Annotated in this window: 18 protein-coding genes; 6 read left to right on the forward strand and 12 right to left on the reverse strand. The window is 68.8% G+C overall.

Features of this window, described 5'->3' with window-relative positions; genetic code table 11:
• Positions 1 to 66: 66 nt before the first annotated feature.
• Complete coding sequence (locus tag LIG30_RS19145; protein WP_038714518.1) at positions 67 to 501, reverse strand: universal stress protein; 435 nt, start codon at positions 499 to 501, stop codon at positions 67 to 69.
• A gap of 445 nt (positions 502 to 946) precedes the next feature.
• Here LIG30_RS19145 and LIG30_RS19150 point away from each other — a divergent pair, with 445 nt between their 5' ends.
• The 3 genes from LIG30_RS19150 to LIG30_RS19160 all read left to right on the forward strand — a co-directional run bounded on the left by LIG30_RS19150 (position 947) and on the right by LIG30_RS19160 (position 4,424).
• Positions 947 to 2,431, forward strand: coding sequence for an amidase (locus tag LIG30_RS19150; RefSeq protein ID WP_038714519.1), 1,485 nt, complete (start codon positions 947 to 949; stop codon positions 2,429 to 2,431).
• Between the two features lie 355 nt (positions 2,432 to 2,786).
• Complete coding sequence (locus LIG30_RS19155; RefSeq protein ID WP_038714520.1) at positions 2,787 to 3,470, forward strand: hypothetical protein; 684 nt, start codon at positions 2,787 to 2,789, stop codon at positions 3,468 to 3,470.
• 96 nt (positions 3,471 to 3,566) lie between these two features.
• Positions 3,567 to 4,424: an arylamine N-acetyltransferase family protein gene (locus LIG30_RS19160; protein ID WP_038714522.1), complete on the forward strand. Its 858-nt coding sequence runs from the start codon at positions 3,567 to 3,569 to the stop codon at positions 4,422 to 4,424.
• A gap of 104 nt (positions 4,425 to 4,528) precedes the next feature.
• On the opposite strand, the gene LIG30_RS19165 is transcribed toward LIG30_RS19160, so the two are convergent.
• Genes LIG30_RS19165 through LIG30_RS19175 form a run of 3 tightly spaced genes read right to left on the reverse strand, consistent with a single transcriptional unit; the run spans position 4,529 to position 7,952 of the window.
• A complete protein-coding gene (locus tag LIG30_RS19165) occupies positions 4,529 to 5,428 on the reverse strand; it encodes a metal-dependent hydrolase (protein ID WP_038714523.1) in 900 nt (299 codons plus the stop codon).
• A complete protein-coding gene (locus LIG30_RS19170; RefSeq protein WP_038714525.1) occupies positions 5,425 to 6,339 on the reverse strand; it encodes an SDR family NAD(P)-dependent oxidoreductase in 915 nt (304 codons plus the stop codon). Before LIG30_RS19170 ends, LIG30_RS19165 begins: the two co-directional genes overlap by 4 nt.
• Before the next feature lie 35 nt (positions 6,340 to 6,374).
• Positions 6,375 to 7,952, reverse strand: coding sequence for a flavin-containing monooxygenase (locus tag LIG30_RS19175; protein WP_038714528.1), 1,578 nt, complete (start codon positions 7,950 to 7,952; stop codon positions 6,375 to 6,377).
• Positions 7,953 to 8,484: 532 nt separating this feature from the next.
• On the opposite strand from LIG30_RS19175, the gene speB reads away from it, so the two are divergent.
• Positions 8,485 to 9,453 carry an agmatinase gene (speB, locus tag LIG30_RS19180; RefSeq protein ID WP_038714530.1) on the forward strand — a complete coding sequence of 323 codons (969 nt, stop codon included), beginning with the start codon at positions 8,485 to 8,487 and terminating at the stop codon, positions 9,451 to 9,453.
• Between the two features lie 70 nt (positions 9,454 to 9,523).
• Here speB and LIG30_RS19185 read toward each other — a convergent pair whose 3' ends face one another.
• The 6 genes from LIG30_RS19185 to LIG30_RS19205 all read right to left on the reverse strand — a co-directional run bounded on the left by LIG30_RS19185 (position 9,524) and on the right by LIG30_RS19205 (position 15,853).
• Entirely contained in the window at positions 9,524 to 10,516 is a 993-nt protein-coding gene (locus tag LIG30_RS19185; protein WP_038714533.1) for a sulfonate ABC transporter substrate-binding protein, read from the reverse strand.
• Positions 10,517 to 10,686: 170 nt separating this feature from the next.
• Complete coding sequence (locus LIG30_RS19190; protein ID WP_038714535.1) at positions 10,687 to 11,520, reverse strand: MerR family transcriptional regulator; 834 nt, start codon at positions 11,518 to 11,520, stop codon at positions 10,687 to 10,689.
• Positions 11,521 to 11,602: 82 nt separating this feature from the next.
• Positions 11,603 to 11,746 (reverse strand): DUF2474 family protein, encoded by a 144-nt coding sequence (locus LIG30_RS25510; protein ID WP_083494093.1) that lies wholly within the window; start codon positions 11,744 to 11,746, stop codon positions 11,603 to 11,605.
• On the reverse strand, positions 11,724 to 12,725 hold the full coding sequence (gene cydB / locus LIG30_RS19195) for a cytochrome d ubiquinol oxidase subunit II (RefSeq protein WP_038714538.1): 1,002 nt from the start codon (positions 12,723 to 12,725) through the stop codon (positions 11,724 to 11,726). Before cydB ends, LIG30_RS25510 begins: the two co-directional genes overlap by 23 nt.
• Positions 12,726 to 12,740: 15 nt before the next feature.
• On the reverse strand, positions 12,741 to 14,147 hold the full coding sequence (locus LIG30_RS19200; protein WP_051995093.1) for a cytochrome ubiquinol oxidase subunit I: 1,407 nt from the start codon (positions 14,145 to 14,147) through the stop codon (positions 12,741 to 12,743).
• A 167-nt stretch (positions 14,148 to 14,314) separates the two neighbouring features.
• Entirely contained in the window at positions 14,315 to 15,853 is a 1,539-nt protein-coding gene (locus LIG30_RS19205; protein ID WP_051995094.1) for an MDR family MFS transporter, read from the reverse strand.
• Between the two features lie 221 nt (positions 15,854 to 16,074).
• Between LIG30_RS19205 and LIG30_RS19210 the strand changes: the two genes are divergently transcribed.
• Positions 16,075 to 17,634, forward strand: coding sequence for a methyl-accepting chemotaxis protein (locus tag LIG30_RS19210; RefSeq protein WP_038714539.1), 1,560 nt, complete (start codon positions 16,075 to 16,077; stop codon positions 17,632 to 17,634).
• Positions 17,635 to 17,718: 84 nt separating this feature from the next.
• Here the strand turns inward: LIG30_RS19210 and LIG30_RS19215 are convergent, their stop codons facing one another.
• Positions 17,719 to 19,380, reverse strand: coding sequence for an ATP-binding domain-containing protein (locus LIG30_RS19215; protein WP_038714541.1), 1,662 nt, complete (start codon positions 19,378 to 19,380; stop codon positions 17,719 to 17,721).
• A gap of 169 nt (positions 19,381 to 19,549) precedes the next feature.
• Complete coding sequence (locus LIG30_RS19220) at positions 19,550 to 20,404, reverse strand: helix-turn-helix domain-containing protein (RefSeq protein ID WP_038714543.1); 855 nt, start codon at positions 20,402 to 20,404, stop codon at positions 19,550 to 19,552.
• Between the two features lie 238 nt (positions 20,405 to 20,642).
• Here LIG30_RS19220 and LIG30_RS19225 point away from each other — a divergent pair, with 238 nt between their 5' ends.
• Positions 20,643 to 21,971 (forward strand): NAD(P)/FAD-dependent oxidoreductase, encoded by a 1,329-nt coding sequence (locus tag LIG30_RS19225; RefSeq protein ID WP_038714544.1) that lies wholly within the window; start codon positions 20,643 to 20,645, stop codon positions 21,969 to 21,971.
• Positions 21,972 to 22,059: the final 88 nt, after the last annotated feature.

A 22,059-nucleotide genomic window follows, 5' to 3' on the forward strand; every position in this document is an offset into this window, starting at 1 on the left:
GCGCACGCCCTGAGCGGCCTGGACGGTGTCCGGGCCGCTTTTTTGTCGCGGCGCGCGATCGAGCGCTTACTGCACGGCCGTGACCGGAATGTTCGAGATGCGCACGAGGCGATCGAGGATGCCGCGGTGGAAGAACGACAGGAGGGTGTGAAGCGGATCGCGGCGGGGGGCTGCGACGACGATTTCGTCGCAACCGGTCTCGGCGGCCGTGCTGGCGATCGTATCGGCGATCGGGCCGACTTTCATGACGACGCTGTATTTGACGTTCGCGTCCTGCAGGATCCGGATGGCTTTCGCCAGGTCGCCTTCCGAGAAGTCATGTTCGAGCTGGCGGAGCCTGGACAACGGGTGATATGCCTCGAGTCTCGTGGCTTCCAGTGGCGGCTGGACGTTGATCAACACGATCTCCGACGCGCATCGTTCTCGGTAGAGGAAAGTGGCGTGGCGCACCGCCTGCAACGAGCGCGGCGAGTGGCCCACCGGAACCAGCAGCTTGAGCATGTCATGTGTCCCATTGACAAGATGTCTTCAGCGTAGCGCGCAGCGTGCCGGGATGGTCTAAAGAGTCGCCGTGCCGGTGTAAAAAAAGCGTAAACGCGGCGGCGCGCGATCTGCGCCCGCATATAACAAATATAAGAAATTTATGTTTATGCGCATAAAGTCGTGAGACGGATTGTTTCAGCTCAGGCCCCAAATAACCGGAAGCTGGCGGCAGCGCCCGGCCGTCGCGCGGCGATTCAGTCGAATTCGCAGTGAATCCACGCGGAAAATAACCAGGGCCGCCTTCCGCATGTCGCGTAGAGTAGAGCGTCACCGGGCGAGCGCACGCGCATCGTTTCCGCGCGCAAGCCCGCCGTGCGACGGCCGTCGCGGCCACTGCCGCAGAAGCAGAAGCCGCGCGGGCCGCGCCGCCCGATGCACATCCACCGCGTTCAGGAGACTCCGCATGCCGCACGGCGCCCCGTCGTTTCTCGCTCCCGCATCCGTTCCCGTGGATCCGATCGTGCGCCTGCCGGCGGGCGAGCTGGCCGGCGCGATCCGCCGCAAGGAAGTCTCGTGCGTCGAGACGATGACCGCATACCTTGACCACATCGCGCGCGTCAACGGCGCGATCAACGCGATCGTGGCGCTGCGCGATCGCGACGCGCTGCTCGCCGAGGCCGCGCAAAAGGATGCGGCCCTCGCGCGCGGCGAATACCATGGCTGGCTTCACGGCATCCCGCAGGCGCCGAAGGATCTCGCGATGACCAAGGGGCTCGTGACGACGCTCGGCTCGCCGATCTTCCGGACGATGGTGCCGCAGGCCGATTCGGTCACCGTCGCGCGGATGCGCGCCGCGGGCGCGATCTTCATCGGCAAGACCAACACGCCGGAGTTCGGCCTCGGCTCGCACACGTTCAACGAAGTCTACGGCGTCACGCGCAATCCATACGATCTGACGAAGAGTGCGGGCGGCAGCAGCGGCGGCGCGGCGGCCGCGCTTGCGGCGCGGATGCTGCCGGTCGCGGACGGCAGCGATTTCGGCGGATCGTTGCGCAATCCCGCCGCGTTCTGCAATGTCTACGGGTTTCGCCCGTCGCGGGGGCGCGTGCCGCGCTGGCCGAACGCCGACGTGTTCGTGCAGCAGCTCGGCACCGAAGGGCCGATGGGGCGCACGGTCGCCGACGTCGCGCAACTGCTGGCGATTCAGGCGGGCTACGATCCGCGCGATCCGCTGTCGCTCGCCGACGATCCCGCAGTGTTCGCACAGCCGCTCGACGCCGACCTGCGCGGCAAGCGCATCGCGTGGGTGGGTGACTGGAACGGTTATCTCGCGACGGAGCCGGGCGTGCTCGCATGCTGCGACGCGGGACTCGGCACGCTGCGCGACATCGGCTGCGAGGTCGACGCCGCGTTGCCGGCGTTCGCGCCCGAGCGGATCTGGCAGATCTGGCTTGCGCACCGGCACTGGCTGTCCGGCGGCGGCCTGTTGATGCACTACCGCGAGCCGTCGCGGCGCGCGCAACTGAAGCCGGAGGCGATCTTCGAGGTCGAGGGGCTGCTCGCGATGTCGGGCGCGGACGTGTTCGACGCGAGTGCGGCGCGCAGCGCGTGGCACCAGGCGCTGCTGAGCTTCTTCGAGCGTTACGACTTCATCGCCGCGCCGACCGCGCAGGTCTTCCCGTTCGATGCGAACGCGCGCTGGCCGCGCGAGATCGCCGGCCGGACGATGGATACCTATCACCGCTGGATGGAGACGGTCGTGCCGTGGACGCTTGCCGGCTGCCCGGTGATCAACGTGCCGGTCGGCTTCAACGACGCCGGCCTGCCGATGGGCATGCAGCTGATCGGCAGGCCGCGCGGCGATCTCGCGGTGCTGCAGCTCGCGCAAGGCTACGAGCGGGCGTGCGACTGGGTCGGCGCGCGGCGGCCGGACTGGTTCGCCGCGTGAGCGGCGCGACCTGATAGCTGCACACCGCTTCGAGCGTGGTCTCGCTGCTGCGCACGCCGCACGGGCCGCCGTCGGAGGCGAGCGACCCGGTCGAGCGAGCGGGCGTGACCGCCGACCTTGACGTTGGTCAGCGCAACGCTAGTGCCGTCGTTGTCGCGGCCGGCGAGGGGCGATCGAGGGCGAGGCGGCCCGTGGCGGCTTGCGGATTCGTGCCGAATGCGCATCTCGGCTACGGATGGCGTCCGCTTGGCAAGGGGCCGCGCGGCACAATTTCGTATCGAGGTGTATCAATCGTTGCGACGCGCGGTGCGCCGCTCGGACAATGCCGGGTTGGCATTTCTGAACGGAGACACACATGAAGACGATTCGCGTGACCGGCAAGGGTCTCGCAGGGGCAGGCCTTGTCTGCAGCGTGCTGATGAGCGGCGCCGCATACGCGCAGCTCGATCTGCAATCGCTCGGCGCGTCGCTGCTCGGCGGCGCGCCGCAGCAGGCGGCGCCGTCGCAGGGCATGACGCAATTGCTGCAGTCGTATGCCGGCGCGAATCAGCAGGTGCTTGCCGGCCAGTCGTCGCTCGCGTCGGCGATGGGCCTCACGGGCGCGGCGGGGCAGGCCCGGCAGGCGGCCACGCTGCTGGGCGGGAACAACGCGCTGACGCCGGCCGCGCTGTCGCAAATGGGCGGCGCGCAGCAGTCGGTGTCGCAGGCGCTCGGCCAGGCGTTCGCGAACGGCGGCGCGGCGCACGGCACGATCGACAGGCAGGCGTTCGGCAGCGGCCTGGCGTCGCTCGGCCAGGGACTTACCCAGTATTCGCAACTGCAGTCCGGCCTCGGCAACCTGGGCTCGGCGAACGCCGCATCGCTGCTGCAGGCGGGCCTCGATCCGCAGAACCGCCAGGCCGCGTCATACATCGCGCAAAGCGCGCCCGGTCAGCTGCAGCAGCTCGCCGCGACGCTGAGCCAGGCGGTGCAGTTCGCGACGAGCCAGGGCATCCCGGTTCCATCGGTGGCGACCTCGGCGCTGAAGCTGCTGCCATGACGTCGGCCCGGCGGGCATCGCATGCGATGCCCCCGCGTTGCATCGGGATTTGCGCCGGTGCTATCGTGTGGCGTCCCCGCACCCGGTGCTTTCCCCATGAGCAAGCCGTTCGACCTTTCCCGTTACTTCGCGCGCATCGGTTACGACGGCCCCGCCGCCCCGACGCTCGACGTGCTGCGCCGTCTGCATCTGCTGCATCCGCAGGCCATTCCGTTTGAGAACCTCGATCCGCTGACCGGCGCGCGCGTCGCGCTCGACGTTCCCGCAGTCGTCGCGAAGCTGGTCGAACGGCGGCGTGGCGGCTATTGCTTCGAGCAGAACAAGCTGTTTCACGCGGCGCTGACGCAGATCGGCTTTCATGTCACGCCGCTGATCGCGCGGGTGCGCTGGCAGCGGCCCGCCGACACGGCGACCGCGCAGACCCACATGCTGCTGCGCATCGACGTCGACGGCGAGGCGTGGATCGCCGATGTCGGCTTCGGCGGGGTGACGCTCACCGCGCCGCTGCGCAGCACGCCGGGCGTGCGCCAGGCAACGCCGCACGGCGTGTTTCGTCTCGTCGAGACGGAGCTGCCGGACGAGATCGTCTGCGAGTTCGAGACGGCGAACGGCTGGCAGCCGGTCTACCGGTTTTCCGGAAAGCCGGTGGAGTGGATCGATTACGACGCGGCGAACTGGTTCACGTCGACCTTCCCCGCTTCGCTGTTCGTGCACGACCTGATTGCGTGCCGCGTGCTGCCCGATGGCCGCGCCACGCTCGTCAACACCGTGCTGACCGTGCGCGACGGCGCGGGGCAGGCAAGCACGCACCGTTTCGACGACGCGCTCGCGTGGGAAGCCTGCCTGCGCGAGACGTTGCATATCGATCCGGCGGGTTTCGATGTCGCGGCCCTGTTCGACCGGCTCGCGGTGCGCGGCGACAGCCTTGCCGCGGGCGCGCCGGCCGCGCGCTGAGCGGGCGCAGCCGGCTTTCTCTTCGCGTTCGCCGCGCCGAAGCCGCCGAAGCGCGACGCGATCGGGCCGGCGGCGCGCATCGTGATCCCGTGCGCGCCGTCGCGTCACGCCTGCTGCGGCGCGGGATGCAGCGGCACCCGGCGCGGCGCGGCCTGCGCCGCATAGCGCGCGTTGGTCGCGTCGATCTTCGCGATCAGCCCGTCGATCCGGCCGAGCACCTCGCGGTTGTCGTGATCCCACGGGTGGAAGCCCGGCTTGAAGTAGCGCAGCCACTCCATCGCGATGCACGGGAACACGCCGTAACGCGGCCCGTACAGGAACTTCACGAGATTCCATGTGCCGCCGAATGCCCATTTCCCGTGGCGGCGGCGATGCGCGGCCATCAGCCGGACGTGGTAATCGAACACGATCGTCCAGAACAGCGCGGTCGTCAGCAGCATCGTGCCGGTGCGCAGCAGGTAGCGCTTGAGGCCCGGCTTCATCACGACGTTCCACACGTCGTAGGACACCGCCTTGTGCTCGGTTTCCTCCAGCGCGTGCCACAGCCACATCTGCGTGTAGCCGTCGACCGAGCCGTCGATGCGGTGGCCGCCGTCCGACAGCAGCAGGTCCGCCAGCATCGCCGTGTAGTGCTCGAGCGCGATCGTGATCGCGAGCTGCATCGATGGCGGCAGGATCTTGCGCATGAAGCCGAGGATCGCCCACAGCCGCTTGTCGAGCTTGTGCGCGGGCAGGCCGGCCGACTGCAGCAGGTCGTTGTACTCGACGTGCTCGCGGGTGTGCATCGCTTCCTGGCCGATGAAGCCGAGCACCTGTTTCTTCAGCTCGGGATCGTCGATCCGGTCGCGGTAGGCGCGCACCGAATCCATGAAGAAGCGCTCGCCGGCGGGAAACAGCAGCGACAGCGCGTTCATGAAATGCGTGACCGGCACGCCCCTGACATGCCAGTCGCGGGCGCGGTCGGGCGGCAGTGCGAAGCGAATGTCGCGACGAATCGGCATCATGACGGTTCTCCCTGTTTACCAGTGTTGTTGTACGTTGCGCCGGCCGTGCGCGCGGCGCGGCGGCGCGCCTTCGCGGCCTCGTGCCGGGTCGCCAGCACCACGAGCGCCTGATAGGCGGCGGGCAGGATGCGCGCCATCCAGTCCGCGGCGCGCGCGTCCCGGCCGATCAGCACGCGGCGCGCATTCCCGCGCACCCCGTGCAGGATCGTGCGCGCGGCGTCGTCCGCGGTCGTGATGAAGAATTTCTCGAACGTGTCCTTGCCCTGCTGCTCGTTCTCGACCATGAAGCCGACCATGTTCTTCGACACGCGGCTCGACTGTGCGATGTTGGTGCGGATGCCGCCCGGATGCACGCAGGTCGCCGATACGCCGCACTTCATCATGTCGAGCTCCTGGCGCAGCGACTCGGTGAAGCCGCGCACCGCGTATTTCGTCGCGTTGTAGCCGCTCATGCCGGGCTGCGCGAAGATCCCGAAGATGCTCGACGTGTTGATCACGTGGCCGTTGCCCGACGCCTTAAGGTACGGCAGGAACGCCTTCGTGCCGTGCACGACGCCCCAGAAGTTGATGTTCACGATCCATTCCAGATCGCCGTAGTCCATCCCGTCGATCGTGCTCGACAGCGCGACGCCCGCGTTGTTGAAGATCAGGTTGGCGCCGCCGTGCGCGTGCGCGGTCTCGTCCGCCCACGCGAACATTGCGTCGCGGTCGCCGACGTCGAGCACGTGCGTCGTCACGCGCACCGATGGCGCGATCGCACGCACGATGCGCTCGGTTTCGGCGAGGCCGGCGGCGTTCCTGTCGGCGAGCGACAGGTGGCAGCGCGCCTGCGCGAGCTGCAGCGCGAGCGCGCGGCCCATGCCCGAGCCCGCGCCCGTGATTGCGGCGACCTTGTCGTTGAAATCCTTCATGTCGATTGGCTCCGTATAGGGGGCTGTATGGCGTCTCAGGCCGCTTCCGCCGACGTGGCAGGCGTCGCCGTCGGCTGCGTGGCGGCGTCGCGGCGCGGCGCGTGGTATGCGTGGTAATCGGCCATCGAGAAGCGCGCCGTCGCCTGCCGGAAGCGCCACGTGAAGCCCGGCCAGAGCGTGGTGTTCTTGCCGGTGCGCGGATCGAGGTACCAGCTCTTGCAGCCGCCCGTCGACCAGATCGCCTTCTTCAGTTTCGATTGCAGCCGCGTGTTGTACTGCGCCTCGACAAGCGGACGCACTTCGACCGCGTCGGCGCGCTCGCGGCGCATCGCGTCGAGCGCGCCGAGGATGTATGCGATCTGCGACTCGATCATGAACACCATCGAGTTGTGGCCGAGGCCGGTGTTCGGGCCGACGATCATGAAGAAGTTCGGATAGCCCGGCAGCGTGGTGCCGAGGTATGCGTGCGCGCCGTCGCGCCACGTGTCGACGATGTCCGCGCCGCCTCGGCCAAGGATCACGCCGCGCGGGAACGGATCGGCGACCTGGAAGCCGGTGCCGTAGATCAGGCAGTCGACTTCGTGGCGCGTGCCGTCGGCCGTCACTACTGCGTTCGCGTCGATGCGCGCGATGCCGGTCGTCACGACGTCGACGTTCTTGCGCGACAGCGCCGGGTAGTAGTCGTTCGAGATCAGCACGCGCTTGCAGCCGAGCGTGTAGTCCGGCGTGACGGCGTCGCGCAGCGCCGGGTCCGGAATCTGCCGGCGGATGTGGCGCAACGCGAGTTTCTGCACGTTCTTCATCAGCGCCGGGTGGATCGCGAAGCCGAGCACGCGCGCTTCGAGCGACCAGTAGATGCCGCTCCTCACGAGCCTTTGCGTGAACGGCAACGTGCGGAACAGCCATTGCTCGGTTTTCGCGAGCGGCCGGTCGGGCTTCGGCATGATCCACGGCGGCGTGCGCTGGAACAGCGCGAGCTGCTTCACGCGCGGCGCGATCTGCGGCACGAACTGGATCGCGCTCGCACCGGTGCCGATCACGGCGACGCGCTTGCCGTCGAGCGGGTAGCCGTGGTCCCACTGCTGCGAGTGGAACGCCTTGCCCTCGAACGTCTCGACGCCCGGGATCGCCGGCAGCGCCGCGCGCGACAGGCCGCCCATGCCGGACACCAGCACGCGGGCGCTGATGCGCTTGCCGTTCGCGAACGCGAGGCGCCAGCGGTGCGCGGTCTCGTCGTACGCGGCGCTGACGAGTTCGTGGTTCAGGCGCAGGTGCGGGCCGATGTGAAAGCGCTGCACGCAGTCTTCGAGGTACGCGCGGATTTCCGGCTGCGGCGCGAACATGCGCGTCCAGCGCGGGTTCGGCGCGAACGAGAACGAATAGACGTGCGATTGCACGTCGCACCCGCACCCGGGGTAGTGGTTGTCGCGCCAGGTGCCGCCGACCGATGCCGCCTTCTCGACGACGGCGAAGTCGGTCACGCCGGTCTGGCGCAGGCGGATCGCCATGCCGAGGCCGGCGAAACCGCTGCCGATGATGGCGATGTCGATGGATTCGTCGGGGCCGTCGTGGCCGAGGGGGCCGAAAGGCAGGGTGCGCGTGCGAGCATTCATCCGGGTGTCTCCGCTATGGCTCATTTTTTAATGTTACATTGCGTGATGTAACGATAGTGAGTGCGCCGGAAAACCGCAAGGTGGTAGAAGCGGGACTCTAAGTGCACGAACGGCGGGGGCTAAAACGCGGCTGGATGCTGGCGGCTATGAGGGCGGGCAAGCGGGCAAGGGGGCAAGCGGGCAGGCGGGCGCGGCACGGCTGCCGGCCATTATCAGCAAGAACCTTTCCGCAGAAACCGGCGATTCCCTCTAGAACCGCCGCACGCATCGAACGGTTTCGCGACGCGCAACGCGCGACAAGCGACAAGCGACAAGCGACTCCGGGACAGCCCCGGCTCGCCGCCCGAATTTCGGCTTGCTATGATCGCCGCGGGACGACTCATCCCACCCGGCTGCGCTACAGGATTCGCAAGCCAGCGCGACGGTCGCCGAGCAGCATCACGCGCCGCGCGTTCCCAATGAATCCGTGCCGACTCCCCGCCACTTTCCGACACGCGGGCGGGACCGGCTTCTCAAGAAAGCAGGTTCGACAATGACCGAACTTCTCCTTGGCGACGGCGCCATTCGCCGCGATTCCCCTTATGGTTCCTCGATCGAAAACACCTATGCAGGTGTGCTGTCGTTCATGCGGCGCAACTACAGCCGCGCGATCGACGGCGTCGACGTGGTGATGTCGGGTGTTCCGCTCGATCTGGCCACGACCTACCGCTCCGGCGCGCGTCTCGGCCCGGCGGCGATCCGCGCGGCGAGCGTGCAGCTCGCGGAGCTCAATCCGTATCCGTGGGGCTTTGATCCGTTCGACGATCTCGCGGCCGTCGATTACGGCGACTGCTGGTTCGACGCGCACAACCCGCTGTCGATCAAGCCAGCGATCGTCGAGCATGCGCGCACGATCCTGCGCTCGGGCGCGAAGATGCTGACTTTCGGCGGCGATCACTTCATTACGTATCCGCTGCTGATCGCGCATGCGGAACGCTACGGCAAGCCGCTGTCGCTGATCCATTTCGACGCGCATTGCGACACCTGGGCCGACGACGCGCCCGACAGCCTGAATCACGGCACGATGTTCTACAAGGCGGTGAAGGACGGGCTGATCGACCCGGCGACGTCGGTGCAGGTCGGCATCCGCACGTGGAACGACGATTTCCTCGGGATTCCCCGGCTGGACGCCGCATGGGTGCACGAGCACGGGCCGCGCGCGGCGGTCGAGCGGATCGTCGAGATCGTCGGCACGCGGCCGGCCTACCTGACTTTCGACATCGACTGCCTCGATCCCGCGTTCGCACCGGGCACCGGCACGCCGGTCGCGGGCGGGCTGTCGTCCGCGCAGGCGCTCGCGATCGTGCGCGCGCTCGGCGCGGTGAACCTGATCGGCGCGGATGTCGTGGAAGTCGCGCCCGCGTACGACCACGCGGAAATCACCGCGATCGCGGCCGCGCATGTCGCGTGCGACGTGCTGTGTCTGTGGCGGCAGAAGAAGGTGGCGGGGGCGTTGCGCTGACGGCCATCACCGGCCGTGAAAACGGCCGCGCCCGGGCGCGATGCGCGGGCGCGGCGTCAGGCGCTGCGGGTTACTTCGCCGCCAGCGCCGACGTCACGCCTTTATCGCTCCACGCGTTGTCGCTGACGGTAATCTTTTGCGGAATCAGCTTCACGCCGTAGAACGCATCGGCGACACCCTGCTGGCTCGCGACGATCCGTTCGTCGATCGGCACCGCGCCGAACGGCATGCGCTTGAGCCAGGTCTCGACCAGCGCTTGCGGGAGGCCGACCTTCGGCGCGAGCAGCGCGGCGGTCTCGGCCGGATGCTGGTTGGCCCAGAGGCCCGTGGCGCGCGCCTGCTGGAGCACCGCGCCGACGATCTCCGGATGCCGCTGCGCGAAATCGCGCGTCGCCTCGTAGAAGTTGTAGGCGCCGGCGAGCCCGGTGTAATCGGACAGCGTGCGCACCTTGAGCGCATCCTGCGCGGCGGCGTAATACGGATCCCAGACGGCCCACGCGTCGACGTTGCCGCTCTCGAACGCGGCGCGCGCGTCGGCGGGCGGCAGGTAGACCGGATGGATCTCGTCGTAGCGCACGCCCGCTTTCTGCAACGCCTTCAGCAGCAGGTAGTTCGCGCTCGAGCCTTTTTGCAGCACGACCTTCTTGCCGCGCAGGTCCGCGACGGTCCGGATCGGCGAATCGGGTTTCACGAACACCGCCTCGCCGTGCGGCGATGGCGGCTCCGCGCCGACGTACACGAAGCGCACGCCGGCCGCCTGCGCGAACACGGGCGGCGGCGCGCCGGTGTAGCCGAAGTCGATGCTGTTCGCGTTCAGCGCCTCGAGCAGCTGCGGCCCGGCGGGGAACTCGAACCATTGCACGCTGTAGCCGAGTGGTTTCAGGCGGCCTTCAAGCGCGCCTTGCGCCTTGACGATCGACAGCAGTCCGGCCTTCTGATAGCCGATGCGCACGACCTTGTCGGGGCTGCCCTGCGCGAACGCGGACAGGTACATGGACGCGGCGGACAGCGTGAGGAGCGCGACCGCGGCAGTGCGGGGCATCCAGCGGGTGAAACGAATCATCAGGCGATCTCCGTGCGAATCTTCATCGAGCGAACGGCCGTGATGCCGCTCCAGTCGAGGAATCGTCGCACGGGCGACCGTGCCGGCAAACGAAGTATTGCCGATATGAATATGACGGCCGCTTGCTTGTCGGCCGTGACCGACCGTGAGCGGCGTGGACAGGCCGGCCTTTATGCGTCGCCGTTGCCGTCCTCGGGCGCCGCGTGGCGGGCGGCTTCGTCGCTGAGCTTCTTGTCGAGGATCGTCGCGACGCGCCCGCCGAGATACGCTCCGGCCGCCGTTTCGAGCGCGCGGCTGGTCTCGCCTTCGACGAACACCGCCGCGAGCGGACGCAGGCGCCAGATCGCGTCGACGAGTGCGGGGACGTCGGTGGGCGGCGGCAGCGCGCCGGCGTCGTAGCGGTCGAGCCGTTTCACGACGAGGTCGACGAGCAGGCGCGCGATCGCATCGAAATGCGGCCGTGCGAGGCCGATCGCGTCGACCAGTTCGCGCACCGGGATGCCTTCCCTGACCATCGCGGCGGCCGCCTCGAGCAGCGCCGGGCTCTTCGCGACGAACGAGATGCCGCGCCGCTCCAGCAGCCCGAGCTCGGTCACGCGCGCGAGCGACGCGGGCGTCTGCGGGCCGAACATCTGCGCGAGCGCGGCGACCGAGTAGGTCTTCGGGCGCTCGTGCGACCAGCGGCCGCCGATCGCGGTTTCGAGGCCGAGGATCGAGCGCAGGTCGTGCCCCTCGTCGATCGCCATGATCAGGTCCTGGATGTTCGCGAGCGTGTAGCCGCGCGCCAGCAGGTGATTGACGAGCTTCAGGCGGGCGACGTGCGTATCGTCGTAGATGCCGACGCGGCCGCGCTTCTCGGGCGGCGCGAGCAGGCCGCGATCCTGATACGCGCGGACGTTGCGGACGGTCGTGTCGGAGACGCGCGCCAGCTCGTCGACGGTGTACTCGTTGCGGGGCGCGTCCGCGGCGGCCTCGTCGGGAATGGTGTGAGTCGGTTTCGGCATGCGGCCATTCTAGCGCGGCGCGGCACGCGGCGGCGACGCCGGCCGCGCCGGGGCGGCCGGCGTCAACCGCGCTGCCGCGCGCTCAATGCGGCAGCAGCAGGCGGAACACGGCGGCAAGCGCGCCGACCGCCGCCACGCCGCCGCACCACAGCCCGACGAACCAGAGCACGCGGTGCAGCAGTGGGCTCGGGCGTGGCGCCGCGTCAGTGGTAGTGGAGTTCCGCATGATCGGTTTTCCCCCGGAAGACGCGGTAGCCGAGCGCCGTATAGGCGAGGATCACCGGCACGATCACGACCGCGCCGACCAGCGTGAACGCCTGGCTGGCGTGCGGCGCCGCTGCTTGCCAGAGGGTGACGCCCGGCAGGATCGCATACGGCCAGACGGTGGCGAGCAGGCCGACGTAGCCAAGGAAGATGTAGCCGAGCGCGAGCAGGAACGGCGCGGTGCCGTGGCGCGCGCGCACCGCCCGGTGCATGCCCCACGTGCACAGCGCGACGAGCACGGGCACCGGGAGCAGCCAGTGCAGCAGCGACGAGTCGAACCAGCGGGCCGGGAACATCGGCGCGAGGCGCGGCGTCCAGATCGTGACGACGACGATCGTCAGGACCTGCAGCGCGGTGAGCGGCGGCACCACGCGGTAGAGCCTGCGCTGCAGGTCGCCGTCGGTTTTCGCGATCAGCCAGCAGCAGCCGAGCAGCGCGTACGTGATCACGAGCGCGAGCCCCGTGAACAGCGAGAACGGCGTCAGCCAGTCGAACCCATGGCCCGCGAACCTGCCGTGCTCGACCGGAATGCCCGACAGCCAGCTGCCGATCACCACGCCCTGAAAGAACGTTGCGCCCGCCGAGCCGCCGATGAACGCGAGATCCCACAGGTGGCGGGTCCTGCGCGATTTCCCGCGAATCTCGAACGCGACGCCGCGGAAGATGAGGCAGATCGTCATGAACAGCAGCGGCAGGTAGAGCGCGGACAGGACGACCGAATAGACCATCGGAAACACCGCGTACAGCGACGCGCCGCCGAGCACCATCCACGTTTCGTTGCCGTCCCATACCGGCGCGACGGAGCTCATCATGCGGTTGCGGTCGTCATCGTGCGGGAAGAACGGGAAGACGATGCCGATGCCGAGGTCGAAGCCGTCCAGCATGACGTACATCCAGACGCCGAACGCGATGATCGCGGCCCAGGTGATTGTGATATCCATGATGTGAGTCCGATGTCAGGTGGCGCTGCGGTTCGCGGTCTGCGCGGCCGGCAGCGTCGCGCGCGGATGAGGGGGGCGCGGGCTCGACGGGCGCGGCGTGCCGTCCGGCTCGCCGGCGGACGACGGGCTGGTGCGCGCGAGCTTCAGCATGTAGTAGATGCCGGTGCCGAACACCAGCGCGTAGACCACGACGAACGCGAGCAGCGTGATGCCGACCTGCTGGGCCGTCACCGGAGACATCGCGTCGGTGGTCCGCATCATCCCGTAGACGACCCACGGCTGGCGGCCGACCTCCGTCGTCATCCAGCCGGCGAGCAGGCTGACGAATCCCGACGGTCCCATCAGCAATGCGAAGCGATGGAATGCGCGGGAATCGAACAGCCGCCCGCGACGCTTCAGCACGAAGCCGACGATCGCGAGCAGCGCCATCAGCACGCCGAGCCCCGCCATGATCCGGAAGCTCCAGAACACGATCGTCGCATCGGGGCGGTCGGCGGGCGGGAACGACTTCAGGCCGGCGATCCGGCCATCCCACGTATGGGTCAGGACGAGACTGCCGAGGTGCGGAACGGCGACGCGGTAGCGGGTCGTCTCCGCCTGCATGTCGGGGATGCCGAACAGGTTGAGCGCGGTGCCGCCCTGTTCCGTGTCCCACAGCCCTTCGATCGCCGCGAGCTTGGCGGGCTGATGGCGGAGCGTGTTCAGGCCGTGCGCGTCGCCGACGAGGATCTGCACCGGCGCGAGGACCAGCAGCAGCCCGAGCGCCATCGAGAACATGGTGCGGACCGCCGGGTCGCGGCGGCCCCGCAGCAAGTGCCACGCGCCCGTCGCGGCGACGAACAGCGCCGCGACGATGAACGCCGCGAGCCCCATGTGCGCGAGCCGGTACGGGAACGACGGGTTGAACACGATCTGCCACCAGTCGAGCGGCACGACGCGCTGATCGACGATGGCGATGCCCTGCGGCGTCTGCATCCAGCTGTTCGACGCGAGAATCCAGAACATCGAGATGATCGTGCCGATCGCGACCAGCGCGGTCGCGCAGAAGTGCGCGACGCGGCCGACGCGGTTCCAGCCGAACAGCATGATGCCGAGGAATCCCGCTTCGAGGAAGAACGCGGTCAGTACCTCGTACGCGAGCAGCGGGCCGGTGACGGCGCCGGCGAAGCTCGAGAAGCCGGCCCAGTTCGTGCCGAACTCGTAGCTCATCACGATGCCGGACACGACGCCCATGCCGAACGCGACCGCGAAGATCTTCGACCAGTAGAGGCACAGCGTCTTGTAGACGGGATTGCCGGTCTTGAGCCAGAGGCCTTCGAGCACCGCGATGAAGCTGGACAGGCCGATGCTCAATGCAGGAAAGATGATGTGGAACGATACCGTGAACGCGAACTGTATTCGCGCGAGTGAAAGCGCATCCATGAGGAACCTATCTGAGAGACTGGAGGGCGGCGCGGCGGTTGGATCCGCATCACCGTGGCCCATTGTCGGGAGCGCGCCCGCGGCCGCACAGCAGCACATGGGGCGGAAACGGGCGCAGCAGGGCGTGGATGCCTGCGGTGTAATGTCTCAGGTAGGTGCCGGTGCGCTCAGGACTGCTTGCCCGCGGGGCTGTCCTGCGGCGCACGGATCGACACGTCCTCCAGCCGCCATGCGAGCACGAACGCGACGGCGATCACCGCCGCCGCGCACAGATAGACGACGTGCAGCGAGCCGGCGAACGCGTGCAGGTACGCGCTGCGGACCGCGCCCGGCAACTGGCGCACCGCAGCCGGTCCGAGCGCCGCCGGCAACTCGGTATCGGCGGGCAACGCGCCGGAGAGGCGCGATTGCAGCCCGTTCGAGAACAGCGCGCCGAACGCGGCGACGCCGAGCGAGCCGCCGATCGAGCGGAACAGCGTGGTGCCGGACGTCGCGACGCCCATGTGGCGGAATTCGACCGAGTTCTGCACCGCCAGCACGATCACCGGCATCACCATCCCGAGCCCGAAGCCGAGCAGCGCCATGTACACGTACATCGCGCGCAGCGGCGTGTCGAGCGACAACGTCGACAGCAGCGCCATCGCGATGCCGCCGAGTGCCGTGCCGACGATCGGGAACGCGCGGTATTTGCCGATGCGCGTGATGATCCGGCCGCTCGCGATCGACGTCGCGATCATCCCGGCCATCATCGGCAGCAGCTGCATGCCGGCCTGCGACGGTGTCGATCCCTTGACCACCTGCAGGTACAGCGGGATGAACGTCACGGAGCCGAACAGTGCGATGCCGACCACGAGGCCGATCAGGCTGCACAGCACGAAGGTGCGATGGCGAAACAGCGTCAGCGGCATGATCGGTTCGGCGGCGAGCCTTTCCTCGTAGACGAAGCCGCCGATCGCGACGAGGCCGAGCGCGAGCGTGAACCACAGCTGCGGCGACGACCACGGCAGCAGCGTGCCGCCCTGGCTCGTGAACAGGATGATGCAGGTGAGCGCGACCGCGAGGAACCCGGCGCCCATGTAGTCGATCCGGTGCGTGACGGGCGCGGCATGCGGCCTGAACGCGACACCGATCACGGCAAGCGCTGCGAAGCCGAGCGGCAGGTTGATGTAGAAGATCCAGTGCCACGACAGATGCTCGACCAGAAAGCCGCCGAGCAGCGGGCCGACGATCGTCGCGAGGCCGTAGACGCCGCCGAACATCCCCTGATAGCGGCCGCGCCGCTCGGGCGGGATCAGGTCGCCGATCGCGGCCATCGTCACGACCATCAGGCCGCCGCCACCGAGCCCCTGCACCGCGCGCAGCACGATCAGCTGCGTCATGTCCTGCGCGAGCCCGCACAGCGCCGAGCCGGCGAGAAACAGCGCGATCGCGCCCTGCAACACGATCTTGCGGCCGTAGAGATCGCCGAGCTTGCCGTACAGCGGCAGCACGACGGTGGACGACAGCAGGTAGGCGGTCACCACCCACGACAGCTTCTCCAGCCCGCCGAGGTCGCCGACGATGGTCGGCAGCGCAGTGGACACGATGGTCTGGTCGAGCGCGGACAGCAGCATCACCAGCAGCAGCGCGGCGACGATCAGGCCGACGGGGGCGTCCGGGCGGGCCGCATCGGCGGTCGCCGGGCGCGCGGCGGTTTCGGTTGGCATGGGGCGATGGACGAGTCGATGAACTGGCGAAAATGTATCGATTAATAGTTGACTGGTCAATCTCTGCCTGTCCACTGATTTGTAACAGGCGCGACACGAATTGACGTGGGTCATGAACCGTCCCGGCGCGCAGGGCGGCCGGACTCAAGTTTCCCGCAGGGAATCCGTAATTCCGGAAGCCGTGCGCCTATCGTTACGTCATTCACCGTTTACGCTCCAACATGAACCTGAACGCCCTGTTTTCCCGTTTCTCGATCCGCACACGAATCTTCTCCACGCTCGGCCTCGTCGCGGGCCTGCTCGTCGTCACCGGACTGATCGGCATCTTCGGCATGCAAAGCTCGAACCGCGCGCTCGAAGACGCCTATTCGCGACAGCTGGCGGCGACCACCGCGCTGGGCTCGTTCAACCTGAACCTGACCTTCGTGCGGACGGCGTTGAGCCGGGCGCTGATGCATCCGGATTCGCCGGAGGTGCCCGAGCTGGTCGGCAAGGCGGAGAAGTACATGGCGCAGGCGGACAGTGCGTGGCGGGACTACGATGCGCTGCCGCGCGACGACGACGAGAAGGCGCTCGCGGAGCAGACGGGCGCCGCGCGGCGCGCGTTGATCGACCAGGCGCTCAAGCCGATGCTCGAGCAGATGAAGGGCGGGCGGCGCGACGAGGCCGACCGGCTGATGATGGTGGTGGCGCCGCCGCTGTCGCTCGCGCTCGCGGATGCGACGGCCCGGCTCGATGCCAACCGTGCCGCGCGCGGCAAGGCGATCTTCGACGCCGAGCGCAGCAGCTTCAACTGGCTGCGGCTGGCCGCCGCTGTCGGCATCGCATTCGGCCTCGCCGCATGCCTCGGCTGCGCGATCGGCCTGCATTTCGCGATCACGCAGCCGGTCGTGCGTCTGCTCGCCCATTTCCGCCGCCTGTCGGACGGTGACCTGACGACCGAGCTGGAATGGACGTCGAAAGACGAAATGGCCGAGCTGGTGCGCGGCGTGACCGGCATGCAGCGCAACCTCTCGCAGACGGTGCGCCACGTGACGAAGGGCTCCGAGGCGATCGTTACCGCGACCCACCAGATCGCCGCCGGCAACTCCGACCTGTCGCAGCGCACCGAGGAGCAGGCGGCCGCGCTCGAGCAAACCGCCGCGAGCATGGAGGAGCTGACGTCGACGGTGAAGCAGAACGCCGACCACGCGCGCGAAGCGCAGGCCTGTGCGGACAGCGCGTCGGACATCGCGACGCGGGGCGCGACGGTGGTGGGCGAAGTGATCGGCACGATGAACGACATCGACCAAAGCTCGCAGAAGGTGGCCGACATCATCGGCACGATCGAGGGCATCGCGTTCCAGACCAACATCCTCGCGCTGAACGCGGCGGTCGAGGCCGCACGCGCGGGCGAGCAGGGCCGCGGCTTCGCGGTCGTCGCGGGCGAGGTGCGCACGCTCGCGCAGCGCAGCGCGTCGGCGGCCAAGGAAATCCGCACGCTGATCGGCGAATCGGTCGAGCGCGTGGCGACCGGCTCGCGGCTCGTCGGCGTCGCGGGCACGACGATGCAGGACATCCAGCAGGCGATCGGCCGCGTGACCGGCATCATGACCGAGATCTCGGCCGCGTCCAACGAGCAGCGCGACGGCATCGAGCAGGTGAACCTCGCGGTCGCGCAGATGGATCAGGTGTCGCAGCAGAACGCCGCGCTCGTCGAGCAGGCTGCTGCCGCCGCGGCGGCGCTCGAAGAGCAGGCCGACGGGCTGCTCACCGCGGTCGGCGCGTTCCGCGTCGCCTGAGCGTCACGCCCGGCGCCCGTTCCCGCCAGGGACGGGCTCGCGAACGCGCGATGCCCTGTCGCGCGCTCGCGCCAGTGACGGGCTTCAAGCGGCCGCGAGCTGCGCGGCCGCGCGTTGCGACGCGACGAGCATCAGCTTCATCGTCGCGCGCGTCGCGCCGACGAACAGCTTGCGCGCGGCGCGCGCATCCAGCGTGTCGAAGTCGATCTCCGTCAGGATCACGCACGGCGCGGACTGTCCCTTGAAGCGGTAGATCGAGTCGAGCAGCACGTCGCCCTCGCGATACTCCGGATTGCCGAACAGGTCGTACGTGCCCGTGAAGCTCTTGAGCCGATGCGGGCCGAGATGGTCGAGCGGCGCGAGGGCCGAGCCTTCGCGCCCGCGATACGACAGCACCGCGATGTCCTGCTTGCGAAAGCCGAGCGACAGCGCGTGCGTGATCGCGCGCTTGGTCGCATCGATGCAGGCGGCCCCGGCGTCGGCCGGCGCGTCGCCGCCGTATGCGGATACCACGATGTCCGAGCCATCGAACGGGCTGCCCGAACGCAGCTCGGCGGCGAGCGGCTCGACGCGGCCGACGACGTGGCGCACGTAATCGAGCAGGTCGCGCGGGCTGCGGTAGTTGGTGAGCGCCTTGAGCGTCACCCAGCCAGGCAGCGCGACCGGCTCGCGCATGTAGAGATTCTGCAGCGGATCTTCCAGCCACCACCACGCGCCGCCTGGCGCGAGCAGCCGTTCCAGCGCCGCCGCCCACGGCGCCTGGAAATCCTGCCCTTCGTCGACGATCAGCACGTCGAACCGCCAGCGCTCGGGCACGGGCGTGTCCGCAAAACGGGCCTCGAGCTGCGAGAACGCGCCCGGCGCGCGGAAGTCCGGCGTGTAGCCGCCGTCGCGCGCGACCCAGTCGCAGAGCTGGTGATAGTTGGCGACCTTCGCGCCGGGCGGCGCGATGGGCGCGATGTAATCGGCGAGCGGCCGGTTGAAGCAGACGTACAGCACGCGCCGGCCGGCGGCGATCGCATCGCGCATCACCTGCACCGCGAGCTGCGTCTTGCCCGAGCCGGCGGTGCCGATCACGCGCAGGCGGAACGGCGTGAAGTCGAGCTGGCGCGCCCATGCAGAGAGACCGCCGGACAACCGCGTGAAGAGCGTGTCGGCCTGGCCGACGAGCGCGCTCGTGTCCGGCGCCAGCGCGAGCTCGTCGGCGAGGAAATGGTGGATTCTCGGCGCATTCGGCAGGCGCGGCTCGTCGGCGGGCAGGATCTGCCGGATCACGTCGGCCAGCTGCGCCTTGCGCGTCGCATCGACGATGCGCTCGGGCTCGATGCCCGCGATCGCCGTCTGGCGGATCGTGTAGTCCGGGCAGTAGAGCAGTGCTTCGATGCTATAGGCGCCGGCGCCGAGCGTGGCCGTGAGGCGCCGATGCAGCGTTTCCTGCGTGCGCGCGAGCTGGATCGACACGTTTCGCTCGGTCTGCAGGTAGACCTTGACGAGCCCCCGCGGCGTTTCGCGCAGGAAGCCGGCCTTTAGCTGAATCAGCAGGATGCGGCCGGCCGGGCTCACGACGACGAAAGCGGCCTCGCCGAATACCGAGAACTCGTGCTCGGCGCGGGTCCAGTGCACGCCGTGATAGACCGTGTAGTCGTCCGGCAAGGTCTGCTCGAGGCGCGCGAGCGTTTCGCGCTCGCGTTCCGCCGCGCCGGTCGCGGCGAGACTTTTCCAGTCGTCGGGAATGATGCGGGCCATGTCGTCGATCGTGGCGGATGCCCGCCTTGGTGTGAACAGTGCCGGCTATTGTACGCAGGAAGCGGCAGGCGGCTGCGGGCGGCGCGTGCGCGGACGGTTCGGCCGACGACGGGGTGGTGCGGCGGGCGGGGCAGGGGCGCAGCGGGCGGCGCGGCTGGCAGGGCGCGCGCTAGTCGCGCGCGAGACGTTTCGCGAGTTCCGCGCTGAGGATCGCCAGGCGAGCCGGCTTTTCGTAGCAGACGACGTCGAACGCGCGGATCACTTCGCTGATGTCGGCCTCGCTCGCGCGGCCGGTCAGCAGGTCGCCCGTCAGCACGAAGACCGGCGCGCCGGGATTGTCCGACGTGCGGACCGCCTTGATCGCGGTGGCGGCCGTGCAGCCGTCGAACAGCCACTCGGTGACGACCGCGTCGAATGCCTGGCCCTGCAGCGCATCGACGAACGCGGCGATGCCGTCGAACGCGGCGGTCGCGAACCCCTGCTGTTCGAGATAGCGGCACAGCCCGGCCGCGCTCGCGCGGTCGGGATCGATCACGGCGACGAGCAGCGTGTCGCTTTCCGCGCGGCGCGGGTAGATCTCGATCTTGTGCACGTCGTATGCATTCTGATAGAGCACGCCCGAATGCCGCAGCACGCGCCAGCGGCCGTTTTGCTCGTAGGCGACGAATTCGGGCCGCGCGCCCGCTTCGAGCGGCGCGCCGATCCAGACGGTGCACGGGATTTCCGCGACGCCCGCGTAGAGCACGGCATCCTGCGCGTATGCGCCGACCATGCCCGGATCGAGCGTCTGCGCGCCGAACAGCTGCGCGGCGGGCTCGCCGAATGCTTCGGCTACCTTCTTGATCTGCGCGAGCGTCCACGGGCTGCTGCCGCGCAGCTTGCGGTGGCCCTGCGAGAAACTGAGATCGAGGATGCGGCAAAGCTCGGTGGTCTGCTGCCGCTTGCCGATGCCGTTGCGGGTCATCAGCTCGCGCACGCGCTCGGCCACCGCGAGGGAATCCGTGGTTATTGCTTCATTGGTCATGCTACGGGAACGGATCGGGTCGAATGACGTTCAGAGAATGACGCCTTGCGGCGAGACTCGGCGGATAGTCGCAATCGTATGACGTATCCTCGGGCGAGCCGACCGGCCACGCGCGGAAAAGATAACTTTACCGCAAAATGGCGTCGGTTCCTCGAAGTCTCGGCTGCGATTGTGTGAAAGATGTATTCAAACGTTACGCGTGCGGCCCACGCGGACGGCAAACGAGAAGAAACAAGCGATGACGACGACTTATCCACTTCACGACGCATTGACGCGCGCCGGCACCGAATTCCCGGCCGAAGCAGACATCGTGATCGCCGGGGCAGGCATCATGGGCTGCGCGGCCGCCTATTATCTCGCGTTGCGCGGCCTGAAGGCGGTCGTGCTCGACAAGTCCCGGATCGCCGGGCAGCAGTCCACGCGCGCGTGGGGCTTCGTGCGCCAGCAAGGGCGCGAGGCGGCCGAGGTGCCGCTGATGATGGCGGGCATGCGCATTTGGGAAGGGCTGGAAGCCGAGCTCGGCTTCGACCTCGAATGGCGGCAGGGCGGCTGTCTCTATGTTGCGGACAACGAAGCGGACTGGGCGTCGTTCCAGGCGTGGACGCGCGTCGCGCGCGACCACGGGCTCGACACCCGCACACTCACGCGCGCCGGGATCGACGCACGTGTGAGCGGCCTCGCCGCCCCCGCGCTCGGCGGCCTGTACACCGCGAGCGACGGACAGGCCGAGCCGCGCCGCGTGGCGGCCGCCTTCGCTGCCCGCGCGGCCGGGGCGGGCGCGCGCTTCTTCGAAGGATGCGGCGTCACGGCGATCGAGACGGCGGGCGGCGCGGTCGTCGGCGTCGTGACCGAGCGCGGCGCGATCCGCACGTCGCGCGTGATCTGCGCGGCCGGCGCGACGAGTTTCCGGCTGCTCGACGGAGTCGGCATCCGCTTGCCGCAGCAGGCGGTGCGCGGCACCTGCATGCGCACCAACGTGCTGCCGCCGGTTTCCGCCGCGACGATCTGGGGGCACGGGCTCGGAATTCGCCAGCGCAGCAGCGGCGCGATCAATCTTGCCGACGACATGCAGGTCGACGTCGACCTGACGCTCGGCCACCTGCGCGGCCTGAGCCAGTTCTTTCCCGGGTTCCTCGCGCAGCGCGAGAAGTTCCGGCTGCGGCTGAACGGCGCCGCCTGGCGCGACGCGGCAGCGCGGCTGTCCGGCCGCCTCGGGCCGATCGAGCCGCGCGATCCGCAGCCGCAGCCGAATCGCGCGCACCCGCCACGCGCGCTCGCGAAACTCAAGGCGATCTTCCCGGCGTTGAAGGACGCGCAGATCGTCGAGACCTGGGCCGGGCTGATCGACGTGCTGCCGGACGGCATCCCGGTGATCGACGCGCCGGGCACGCCGGGCGGGCTGCTGATCGCAACGGGGTTTTGCGGGCACGGCTTCGCAATGGGGCCGATCGTCGGGCGCCTGCTCGCCGAATGGGCCGATACCGGCGCGACGTCGCTGGACCTTCCCGCATTCCGCGCAGGGCGTTTCGCCGACGGGACGATGGTGCGGCCCAGAAGCATGCTGTGACGCCGCCGCACGCTGCGCTTGCCTGCCGTTGACGGGCGAGCCGGCGCCGCTTCGCGGCGTCTCGTCGTAAAATCGGGTCCATATCGTT

Source organism: Burkholderia sp. lig30, from assembly GCF_000687455.2.
GTDB lineage: Bacteria > Pseudomonadota > Gammaproteobacteria > Burkholderiales > Burkholderiaceae > Burkholderia.